Source organism: Pseudomonas sp., from assembly GCF_050739775.1.
Classification (GTDB): domain Bacteria; phylum Pseudomonadota; class Gammaproteobacteria; order Pseudomonadales; family Pseudomonadaceae; genus Aquipseudomonas.
In genome coordinates this window covers 47,365-58,841 of record NZ_JBOICA010000034.1, presented here as the reverse complement: position 1 = coordinate 58,841, position 11,477 = coordinate 47,365, and the positions used below count along the sequence as shown (strand labels likewise).

Annotated in this window: 7 protein-coding genes; 2 read left to right on the top strand and 5 right to left on the bottom strand. The window is 59.3% G+C overall.

All coding sequences use genetic code 11. From position 1 onward, the window contains the following. Nucleotides 1-565: 565 nt before the first annotated feature. From ACRESH_RS18220 to ACRESH_RS18205, 4 genes are all read right to left on the bottom strand, one after another. On the bottom strand, nucleotides 566-1,657 hold the full coding sequence (locus ACRESH_RS18220) for an IS630 family transposase (protein ID WP_431743282.1): 1,092 nt from the start codon (nucleotides 1,655-1,657) through the stop codon (nucleotides 566-568). 200 nt (nucleotides 1,658-1,857) lie between these two features. Next, on the bottom strand, nucleotides 1,858-4,305 hold the full coding sequence (locus ACRESH_RS18215) for a TonB-dependent siderophore receptor (protein ID WP_431743281.1): 2,448 nt from the start codon (nucleotides 4,303-4,305) through the stop codon (nucleotides 1,858-1,860). A 109-nt stretch (nucleotides 4,306-4,414) separates the two neighbouring features. Next, nucleotides 4,415-5,389, bottom strand: a complete 975-nt coding sequence (locus ACRESH_RS18210) for a FecR family protein (RefSeq protein WP_431743280.1) — start codon at nucleotides 5,387-5,389, stop codon at nucleotides 4,415-4,417. Between the two features lie 17 nt (nucleotides 5,390-5,406). Continuing rightward, nucleotides 5,407-5,895, bottom strand: a complete 489-nt coding sequence (locus ACRESH_RS18205) for an RNA polymerase sigma factor (RefSeq protein ID WP_431743279.1) — start codon at nucleotides 5,893-5,895, stop codon at nucleotides 5,407-5,409. A gap of 662 nt (nucleotides 5,896-6,557) precedes the next feature. On the opposite strand from ACRESH_RS18205, the gene ACRESH_RS18200 reads away from it, so the two are divergent. Next, the gene (locus ACRESH_RS18200) at nucleotides 6,558-7,721 is read left to right on the top strand and encodes a type III PLP-dependent enzyme (RefSeq protein WP_197875780.1); all 1,164 of its coding nucleotides are present in this window, start codon (nucleotides 6,558-6,560) and stop codon (nucleotides 7,719-7,721) included. Between the two features lie 186 nt (nucleotides 7,722-7,907). Here ACRESH_RS18200 and ACRESH_RS18195 read toward each other — a convergent pair whose 3' ends face one another. Then, nucleotides 7,908-8,588: a Fe2+-dependent dioxygenase gene (locus tag ACRESH_RS18195; protein WP_431743278.1), complete on the bottom strand. Its 681-nt coding sequence runs from the start codon at nucleotides 8,586-8,588 to the stop codon at nucleotides 7,908-7,910. A 325-nt stretch (nucleotides 8,589-8,913) separates the two neighbouring features. Between ACRESH_RS18195 and ACRESH_RS18190 the strand changes: the two genes are divergently transcribed. After that, nucleotides 8,914-11,466: a PepSY domain-containing protein gene (locus ACRESH_RS18190; RefSeq protein ID WP_431743277.1), complete on the top strand. Its 2,553-nt coding sequence runs from the start codon at nucleotides 8,914-8,916 to the stop codon at nucleotides 11,464-11,466. The last annotated feature ends 11 nt before the right edge of the window (nucleotides 11,467-11,477 follow it).

Genomic DNA, 11,477 nt, shown 5'->3' with positions numbered 1-11,477 from the left:
CTTGCGGGTCTGCTTGCGCTTGCCGGCGTACTCGGCGTCGGCGAAGGTCATCTGCTTCATCAGGTGTCTCGGCGTTTGAGGTTAAGCATTCTGCCAAATCTGGAAGTCTTCTTCAGAGTTTCCCTAGTGTGTACTGTCCATTGTGTGGCGAGTGGGTTTGCCCGATCAGCGTCTCGCTCGCATACCCGCTTGGTCTGGGTTGGATATTTCGCCGGGTAGCAGGAGAGCGTGTTAGAATCCAATGTTCTCGGTGTTTTGGACCGTTGTCGGAGAATCGCGAAAAAACGGACAAGGACGCTCGATAAGCAACTAAGTCATGTCTAAGCGTACGAGTCATGCCCGTTCATGCGCGCAAACTGGATCAGGCTCATGATGGCTGCTGCTCGTTTGCCGCTGCGCAGCGATCCGGCAAACAACCAGTTCGAGCGTCCCAGTGCCGACGGTCGTATCTGGTTGTCGGGTAGTCAGACGCGGTTACCCGCGTCCAACCCCCTAAGAACCGTGCATGCGAGTTTCCCAGCACACGGCTCAAGCCTCTTTAAGACACCTCTAGTGTCCCGTGCGGCTAATTCAACAATCTATTTTTAATCGCACCCAGCTTTACTTTATGCACCGAGCTGATGATCGTCTCAGCGGTTTTGTTCCACTTGAACGGTTTCGCAGAGTGCTCATTGTGGGCCTCGATGAATTGACGGATACCGGTCTTCAGATCCGCGACGCTGGTAAAAACACCCCGGTACAGGGCTCGCCGTTCCAGTTGCGCGAACCAGCCTTCCACTGCGTTCAGCCAGGAGGCGCTGGTCGGCGTGAAGTGCAGCTTGAAGCGCGGATGCTTCTCCAACCACTGCTTGATCGCGGGAGTCTTGTGAGTCGAGCTGTTGTCCAGGATCACATGCAGATCCAGTTCGGTCGGTGTGCTGCGGTCGATCTGTTGCAGGAAAGCCAAAAACTCCTTGGCCCGATGACGCTGGGTAATCCGCCCGATCACCTTGCCCGTCAAAATGTCAAAAGCCGCGTACAGACTCGCCGTCCCGTGGCGTTTGTAATCATGGGTTCGACGCTCGATCTGGCCCGGACGTAGCGGCAACATTGGCTGTGTGCGATCCAGTGCCTGGATCTGGGTTTTCTCGTCAACCGACAGCACCAGCGCGTTATCCGGCGGGTTCAGGTAGAGCCCGACCACATCGACCACCTTGTCGGCAAAGAGAGGATCGTTACTGATCTTGAACGTTTTCAGCCGGTGCGGCTTGAGGTCGGAGGCGGCCCAGACCTGTCGAACCTGCCAGGCGGTGACCTGCGCGTACTTGGCCATCAGGCGAACACTCCAGTGTGTTGCCTCATGCGGGACACGCTGAGTCGTTAACGTCAGGATGTCGTTGAATTTTGCAGCACTGAGCTTGCGCGGCTGGCCGCTACGCGGCAAATCATGTAACCCCTCAAGCCCTGCCTCCTGATAGCGCTTGCGCCATTTAAAGATCACGGATGCCGATAACTGCATCCGCTCAGCGATCGCTTTTGGTGTGAGCCCCTCGCTCAGGAGGAGCAGAATTCTGGCGCGTTGCGCGAGGTTTTGCGTCAACGTTCCCATCCGTAGCCAGCTTTGCAGGGTAACAAGATCGGCGGGCGTTAAAGCAAAGGGGGCAGCGGGACGGGGCATTTACATAATCAATCCATGGAGTTGGGCCATCATTATATTGGCATTCTTGTGAGTAGTCGAATTAACCGCTCATGACACTAGGCGCTGCCAAATCCGGCGCCTCCTTACACTTGGCCTGACCGGTGGGAGCGGGCTTACCCCGCGATGCGATGTGACTGACAGGCCGCAATCGCGGGTGCAAGCCCGCTCCCACCGAGGGATCAGAACCCTACACTGGCCTGCACATAAAACGTACGCGGCTCACCCAGGTAGATCCCCGCGTTGTTGTCGCTGGAGCGGGTGTAGTACTGCTTGTCGAAGATGTTCTTCACCCCCGCCGCCAGCTTCAGGTTCGATAGCTCCTGGCCGAAGTCGTAGCCACCACGCGCCGCCCAGGTAACGTAGCCAGGAATGTCGCCGAACTGACCATCGGCACTCGGCTCGGTGATGTAGTCGCCGTTGAAACTGCCGTCGGCATTCATCCCGGTACCCGGTGCACGCTGTTTCGATTGGGCGTAGGCATCCAGGTTCCAGGTCCAGCGATTGATCTGGTAACGCAGCCCGGCGTTGACGATCTGCCGCGAATAAAACGGCAGGTCGCGGCCCTTGAAGCCAGGAATCTCGCCTTCATAGGTCGCGCGGGTGTAGGTGAACCCGGCATTGGCGCTCAGGCCCTGCAGGCGTGGATCGAGGCCCGACAGGTCGTAGTGCATCGACGCCTCGATACCCTGGTGCTTGGTAGCACCGAGGTTGGTCCAGCCGATGTCGTTACTGATGTACTGCAGCTCGTCATCAAAGTCGATGTAGAACGCCGTCAGCTCACCACCCCAGGTGCCATTGTTGTAGCGGGTACCGATCTCGTACGTCTTGGCTTTTTCCGCTTCCAGGCCATTGGCGGTCTGGTCACCGCTGCCGCCCTGGCCCAGCTGGAAGTACTGCAGGCTGCCGAACGAGGTTTCGTAGTTGGCGAACAGCTTCCACTCATCGGACAGGTGATACATCACGCTCAGCGCTGGCAACGGCTCGTTGCTGGTCACGCTGCGGTTTTTCTCCTGCACCGGCCTGCCGTTGGTACCGATCACCGGACGATCACGCCAGTCGGTGTTGATGTGCTCGAAGCGGATGCCCGGGGTGACGGTCCAGTTGCCGACGTCGATTTTATCGTCAATGTAGTAGGCACTGGCTTCGGTGCCACCGGTACGGTCCTGGAACACGTGGCCGTCAGAGGTCGGCGTCTGGGTCGGTACGTTGTTGATCAGTGCCAGGCGAGTCGACTGCTCATGCATCGCTTCCTTGAGATAGCGATAACCGATGCTGACTTCCTGAGTGGTCGGACCTGCGAAGAAGATCCTCGACAGGCGTGGCTCAATAGCAAAGACATGGTAACTACGCGGGAACGAAGACAAGGTCTTCTGGTCGCGGGCGGCAATAGTGCTGCCACGGAAACTGTCGGTGTAATAGGTCTGCACTTCGAACTGAGTGACGTCGTCGATCTGACGCAGGTACTTGAATGACACATCCTTGCGCCGACCACTGAAGTTGTCATAGTCACGGTCGGACTGGTACGGGTCATCGTCAAACTGCGCCTGGGTCAGGCCTCCGGGCATATCGGCCTTGCCATCGTAGTAATGGAAGTTCAACCAGAACTCGTCGCGGTCAGTGACCGCCCAGTGAGTCTTGAGCAACACGTCATCGATGTCGTTGCCGTTGTTGCTGCTGCGATAGCCGTTACCATTGACCCCGGAATACAGCAGCGCCGCGCCCAGACCGTTGTCGGCAGTACCGCCGAGAAAGGCCGACTCGATATGCTTCCAGCCACCATGGCGGGAGGTTTCCAGGGTGGTGGACAGCTCGCCGGTGGTCTTTTCGGGAATCGCCCGGGTCACGAAGTTGATCACCCCACCGACGTTCTGCGGGCCATAACGCACCGAGCCAGCACCGCGGACCACATCGATACTGTCAAGGTTGCCTGAGGAGATCGGCGCCATCGACAACTGCGGCTGACCATAAGGCGCGAAGGCCGCCGGGATGCCATCAATCAGCACAGTGGAGCGCGGCGACAAGCGCGAAGTCAAACCGCGTACACCAACGTTCAGGGCGATATCACTGCCGCCGGTACCGTTGGAATCCTGCACCTGCACACCCGGAATGCCACGCAGCACATCTCGCACGTTCATCGCGCCCTGCTCGATCATCGCCTCGCGACGTACCACGGTGCGGGCGCCAGGATGGTTCTGGACCACGGTTTCTTCAGCGTTGCCGAGCCAGTCACCGACGACCTTGACGTCGGTCGGTGCTAGTTCAAGGCTGCCAGTGGTCAGGCTGCCAGCACTCTGCGCGGGCTTGATCACCACGGTGCCCTGGGAAATCTCGTAGGTCAGCCCGCTACCTTGCAGCAGTGTCTGCAGGGCCTGTTCCGGCGCCAGGCTGCCGGACACTGCCGGAGCCTGCTTGCCAGCCACCAGTTCCGGACTGAAGAACAGTTGCAGCGAAGTCTGCTGTCCCAGTTGGCTCAAAGCCGAAGCCAGCGGTTGGGCCTGGATCTGAACAGTGGTCGCAGCCTGATCGGCATAGCTGCTGGCGATACCACCACTGACAGCAATGGCCAGCGCCAGTGGCAGTAAACGGGAGCGGGTGGCAGAACGCTGGGAAAACTTGTTGTTGTTCACGTCGTCGAGGAATCCTGAGGGCCGGATAAAAGTGCCATCTGCATGCAAATGGAAATGCTTGGCAGTTGCAGTTGGCCAGGAAGACGAACAACTGAAAAAAAACCTGAATTTATTTTGAAATTATTTCGCTGGAGCCATCGGCATGAGTCTTGATGGCCACCGGCAGAATGCTCGGCAGGGCCCGCAACAAGGCATCGGTATCATCGCTGCTAAAGGTGCTGCTCAGGCGTAACGCCGCGACGTTGCCCGCCGCCACACGCAAAGGTTGGGCACGATAACGCGAGACTTCCTCGACCACTTCGCTCAACGGCGCATCATTGAACACCAGCTTGCCCTTGCGCCAGGCAGTCAGCGCCGCGGCGTCCACCACATAAGGCGTGGCGACTTTGCCCTGGGCATCGATCTGCGAGCCAAGCCCAGCACTGAGTAACGCTTGGCTGTCGCCACTGCCTTGAACCCTGACCGAGCCTTGCTCCACCACCACCCGGGTCCGGGCCGGATCCAGGCGCACGTCAAAACGGGTGCCGGTGACCGTGACCGTACCGTTGTCGGTACTCACGACAAAAGGTCGTGCCGTGTCATGGGCGACACTGAACATGACCTCCCCCGCCGACAATTCGATTCGCCGTTGCCCGGCGCTGAAATCGACTTTTACCTGTGTACGGCCATTGAGCTCCAACTGCGAACCGTCCGGTAGCTCGAGTTGACGTCGTTCCCCCAGGTCCGTCTGCAACTGGTCCTGATAGTTGAGCTGATGCTGTTGCCAGCCGAACCAGCCGAGCCCCACTGCCGCGGCCGCAACACCAGCGGCCAGCGCCTGCCGGATGAAGCGCCGACGCGGCAACTGGCGTACTGGATCTGCCTGGCACAAGGCCTCAAGACGCCCACGCGGCAACGCATCGGCTGCGCCCCAGAGCTGGTCGAGCAGCTCGTACTCGTACTGATGCTGTGCGTGCTGCGCCAGCCAGGCTTCGAACTGCGCCTGCAGGTTTGCGGCCAACGCCCCGTCACGGGTGCAGGCAAACCACTGGGCCGCCTGCTCGCGCACGGTCTCGTTGCCACAAAGGCACGCGTGCTGATTCATGAAAACATTCGCCTGACTCATCTCGTCGACACATCCAGGTGCTCACGCAGATGCCGGAGCGTGCGGATCATATACTTTTCGACCATGTTCTTGGTCAAGCCCATCCGTTCGGCGATTTCCGCCTGGGTCAGTCCCTCGAGCTTCTGCCAGATGAACACCCGCCGACAGTTGAGCGGCAACTGCGCCAAGGCGCGCTCGACACTGTCAGCCAGCTCGATGGCATGCATGTAAGCCTCCGGGTCGTCACTGGTGTCGCTTACCGGATCAAAGACGTCCTGCTCGACTGCCTGGCGGCGGTCTTCGCGGCGGTAACCATCCACCGCAATATTGCGCGCTGTCTGGTGCAGGTAAGCGCGCGGCTGCTCGACCCCGGCCTGGTCATTTTCCAGAACCCGAACAAAAGCATCATGCGCCAGATCCTCGGCCTGCTGGCGATTGCGCAACTTGCGCGTCCAGGTGCCGATCAGCTCTTGGTAGTGGTCGAGAAAGCCTTTGTGTCGCGACACGATGCGGGGATCTTCGCCAAGCGGTGAGGAATGACGCGAATAGTAATGTTTCTTATTAAGTGCGGCAATCGAAGATCACGACAGGCGACGAAGCGTGATCCGGGTAAAAAAAGTGCATGGCTGACAGCGCCCACCAAGGCCCCTGAATGCGAAAAAAAAATTGAACGGCAGTGACGCTTTCCCCTGAAACTCCAGCGCCTTCTACAGGAGGACAATTGCGTATTATCAGGCGCTTTCGTCGCTAACTTCGCCGATCAAACAGCGCGCGGCCAAACTAGTCGAATAGCTGAAAGATCCCTGGGCATTTCGGTATTTTTAACGCTTTTGTCATCAAATTGAACATCTACTGTTTACCTGGGTCGGTTAAAAAGTGGCTGTGCAAGACGGGGCGACAGACGTGTGCGAAATCGCGACATTTTTTGTTGATCTTGAGCCCCCCAAGTCCTAAAGTTCGCGCCGAACGTCCATGCTGGAAACGATCCATCCGGCTCAAGTACTGACGACGAGACAGCAAGGTCACCCGTAGCTCGCTTTGATCACGCACGGTTGACCTTTTTGCTTTCGGCGACATGCCTTGGGAAGTAGGCGAACCAAAGTGGGGATACGGAGGGCGTTCAGTTGCAGCCACTTTTTCATTCAGTTTGCCCATGGAGTCCCTAAGCATGTCGATTCAGGTCGAAGACTACTTCGCGCGCGATACCTTTCAGAAAATGAAGGCCTTCGCCGACAAGCAAGAAACCCCGTTCGTACTCATCGATACCCAGATGATCAGCCAGGCCTACGATGACCTGCGCGCCGGTTTCGAATTCGCCAAGGTCTACTACGCGGTCAAGGCCAACCCGGCCGTGGAAATCATCGACCTGCTCAAGGAAAAAGGCTCGAGCTTCGATATCGCCTCGATCTATGAGCTGGACAAGGTGATGAGCCGTGGCGTCAGCGCCGATCGCATCAGCTATGGCAACACCATCAAGAAATCCAAGGACATCCGCTACTTCTATGAGAAGGGCGTGCGTCTGTATGCCACCGACTCCGAAGCCGACCTGCGCAACATTGCCAAGGCCGCTCCGGGCTCGAAGGTTTACGTACGAATCCTCACCGAAGGCTCGACCACCGCTGACTGGCCGCTGTCGCGCAAGTTCGGCTGCCAGACCGACATGGCCATGGACCTGCTGATCCTCGCCCGCGACCTGGGCCTGGTGCCCTACGGCGTATCCTTCCACGTCGGTTCGCAACAGCGTGACATCAGTGTCTGGGACGCAGCGATCGCCAAGGTCAAAGTGATCTTCGAGCGCCTGAAAGAAGAAGACGGCATCGAGCTCAAGCTGATCAACATGGGTGGCGGCTTCCCGGCCAACTACATCACCCGCACCAACAGCCTGGAAACCTACGCCGAAGAAATCATCCGTTTCCTCAAGGAAGACTTCGGTGACGACCTGCCGGAAATCATCCTCGAACCCGGCCGCTCGCTGATCGCCAACGCCGGCATCCTGGTCAGTGAAGTGGTGCTGGTGGCGCGCAAGTCGCGTACTGCTGTCGAGCGGTGGGTCTACACCGACGTCGGCAAGTTCTCCGGTCTGATCGAAACCATGGACGAGTCGATCAAATTCCCGATCTGGACCGAGAAGAAAGGCGAGATGGAAGAAGTGGTGATTGCAGGCCCGACCTGCGACAGCGCCGACATCATGTACGAGCACTACAAGTACGGCCTGCCGCTGAACCTGGCCATCGGTGACCGCCTGTACTGGCTGTCGACCGGCGCTTACACCACCAGCTACAGCGCGGTGGAATTCAACGGCTTCCCGCCGCTGAAAGCCTACTACCTGTAAGTGCTGTATCGGGCTGCTGAGCAGCCCATTGCGGGGCCAGTCTGTTGCTCAAGGAGCACAATGGCCCCGCACTGCATTCAGCGTCCCACTTCGAGCCTGAGCAGCCTTGGCCGGACTGTGTTCAAGCATCTGGGCAAACTGTTCGCTGTCTACTTCCTGCCGATTGCGCAACGCGAAGGCCATGGCTCAGACCTCGACCCAACGGCGCAGCAGATTGTGATAGGTACCGGTCAGCTGGATCAGCGCCGGGTGCTCGGGCATGTCTGCGGTCAGTTGCTGGATGGCGTTGTCCATCTCGAACAGCAAAGCGCGCTGGCTATCTTCGCGCACCAGGCTCTGGGTCCAGAAGAACGCTGCATAACGTGCGCCGCGGGTAACCGGGTTGACCTTGTGCAGGCTAGTGCCCGGGTAGAGCACCAGGTCCCCTGCCGCCAGCTTCACCTGTTGCACGCCGTAGGTGTCCTGAATCACCAGCTCACCGCCGTCGTAGTCCTCGGGGTTGCTCAGGAACAGGGTCGAGGACAGATCGGTACGCACCCGCTCATGGCTGCCACGAGGCTGGCGCAGGGCGTTATCAATGTGAAAGCCGAAATTGCCACCTTCGCGATAGCAGTTGATCAGAGGTGGAAAGACCTTGTGCGGCAGCGCCGCCGACATGAACTGCGGGTGCTGCCACAGCCGCTCGATCAGCGCTGTGCCGATCTCCTTGGTCAACGGATGGCCTTCGGGCAGTTGCAGGTTGTGCTTGGCCTTGGCCGACTGGTAGCCGGCGGTGATCTTGCCATCGGCCCAATCAGTCTGCTCCAGTGCCTCACGGATACGCATGACTTCCTCTGAGGAGAACAATCCGGAGATGTGTAGCAGCATGGCGCAGGTACCTGAGAACAGAAAGAGTGCCAATGATATTGATTCCCATTGACTCACTACAAGCCCTTTCGGGTGGAGCGATGTCCCAGCACGAAAATCGCTAGTTATAGCCTGTGAAGATTGTAATATTCGTGTAAATAGCAATTCATCTCAATTGCTACTCGTATTTGTTTACATTACATTTCGCTATCTGGAAACCAACCACCAGCTTCCACCTCTGAGTGCGCTGACTGGCAGGCCCCGCTCATTTCGGTGAACGGGGCTTTTGTGTATCAAGGCATAATGCACGACGCATTCGCATTTGCGGTAAGACAAGGTGATCGATGTGGTGAAGAAATCGCTGTTTCAGTTGCACTGGTTCTTTGGCATCACGGCCGGCCTGGTGCTGGCCTTGATGGGCATTACCGGGGCGATCTGGTCGTTCCAGGATGAACTGTTGCAGCTGTTCAACCCCGACGTGCTTGAAGTCGAAGTGCGCCAGGAGGGTGTGTTGCCAATGCCCGAACTGGTAAAACGGATCGAGGCCGAGCAGGGTGACAAGGTTGCCATGCTCTGGGTCCAGGCCCAAAGCGACAAGGCGGCGCGAGTCTTCTTCACCCCTCCTCCCGGCGAACGCCGGGGCCTGATGCGCTATGCCGATCCCTACACCGGCAAGCTGCAGGGCGACGTCGCCGGTCAGGGCTTTTTTGACCTGATGCTGCAATTGCACCGCTTTCTGGCCATGGGCGACAGCGGTCGACAGATCACTGGCGCCTGCACACTGATGCTGATTTTCTTCTGCCTCTCCGGCCTGTACTTACGCTGGCCGCGCCAGGCACTGAACTGGCGTGTCTGGCTAACCCTGGACTGGGCCAAGAAGGGTCGTGCTTTCAACTGGGACCTGCATGCGGTAGCCGGCACCTGGTGCCTGCTGTTCTATCTGTTGTTCGCCCTGACCGGCCTGTTCTGGTCCTATGAGTGGTACCGCGAAGGCCTGAACACACTGCTGGCTGATGGCCCGGCCGCTGGCGAGCAACACAAACGTAACGAAGGCCGCGGGCGCCCAGGTGGTGCTGTGGACAAGGAGGCCAAGCCGCTGGTGGTCGACTACGACGCCATCTGGACCAACCTGCAAGCCGCCGCCGGCCCGCGCATGACCAGCTACAACCTGCGGCTGCCGCCTGCCGGTGGGCAACCGGCGACCCTCTTCTACCTGCTCGAAGGCGCCGAGCACGAACGTGCCCTCAACACCCTCACCATCGATCCGGCCAACGGCCAGGTGAAGAAGCATGATCGCTACGCCGACAAGTCGTTCAAGGCGCAGCTGCTGGCCAGCGTCTATGCCCTGCACGTGGGCAGCTACTTTGGCCTGACCGGGCGCATCCTGGTAACCATCGCCAGTCTGAGCATGCCGCTGTTCTTCATCACCGGTTGGCTGCTCTACCTCGATCGCCGGCGCAAGAAGCGCCAGGTGCGGGCAGCACGTAGCACCCTGGCACCCTCGAACGCGCAGGGCAACAGCTGGCTCGTGGGCTTTGCCAGCCAGAGCGGTTTCGCCGAACAGCTGGCCTGGCAGAGTGCCGGACAACTGCAGGCAGCCGGCTTGCCGGTACAGGTACGGCCACTGGCCGAATTGACCGAAAACGATCTGAACCAGGCTGAGCGCGCACTGTTCGTGGTCAGTACCTTTGGCGATGGCGAGGCTCCGGACAGTGCCCGTGGCTTCGAACGCAAAGTGCTCGGCCAACCCTGGGCCCTGGGCAACCTGAACTACGCCCTGCTCGCTCTGGGTGACCGGCAATATCCACATTTCTGTGGCTTTGCCAGACGCCTGCAGGCCTGGCTTGGCGAGCGCGGCGCCACCAGCGCGTTCACCCCAGTGGAAGTCGACAGCGCTGACCCGGCAGCGTTGCAACACTGGCAGCAGCAACTGGCACAGTTGACCGGCAGCAAGCCACCGGTCGCCTGGCAAGCGCCTGCATTCACCAACTGGACCTTGGCTCAGCGTCAATTGCTGAACCCTGGCAGCCAGGGCTCAGCCGTCTATCTGCTCGGGCTCAAGCCGCAGCAGCCGACGCAGTGGCAAGCGGGTGATCTGGTGGAGATCCTGCCGCGCAACAATCCCCGGAACCTTGAACAGTTCCTGCGCGGGCTGGGCCTTGATGGCGAATCACAGGTGCAGGTCGACGGTCTGCAAGAGAGCCTGCTCCAGGCCCTGGCCAGCCGTCAGTTGCCCAACAGCCGCGAACACCTGGTTGGCCTGCACGCCCAGGCCTTGGTCGATGCGCTGATTCCCCTGGCTGCACGAGAATACTCGATAGCCTCGATTGCCAGCGATGGCCTGCTGGAGCTGATCGTACGCCAGGAGCGACACCCCGATGGTAGCCTTGGGCTTGGCTCCGGCTGGCTGACCGAATATCTGCCTGTGGATAACAATGTCAGCCTGCGCTTGCGCAACAACAGCAGCTTCCATTTGCCAGCGCCAGCAACCCCGATGATCCTGATCGGCAACGGCACCGGGCTTGCCGGGCTGCGCAGTCTGCTCAAGGCCAGGATCACAGCAGGCGAACAGCGCAACTGGTTGCTGTTCGGCGAGCGCAACCAGGCTCACGACTTCCTCTGTGCACAAGAGCTGCAAGGCTGGCTGCGCAACGGCGAACTGGCACGCGTTGACCTGGCGTTCTCACGCGATCAGGCGCACAAGGTCTACGTGCAGGATCGCTTGCGTGAACAAGCGGCTGAGCTACGTCGCTGGCTGGATGAGGGGGCCTCGATCTACATCTGTGGCAGCCTGCAAGGCATGGCCAGCGGTGTGGATGAGGTATTGAACGAGGTGCTCGGGGCCACCGAGGTTGAACGACTGATCGAGCTTGGGCGCTATCGGAGGGATGTGTACTGATTATCGCGGGG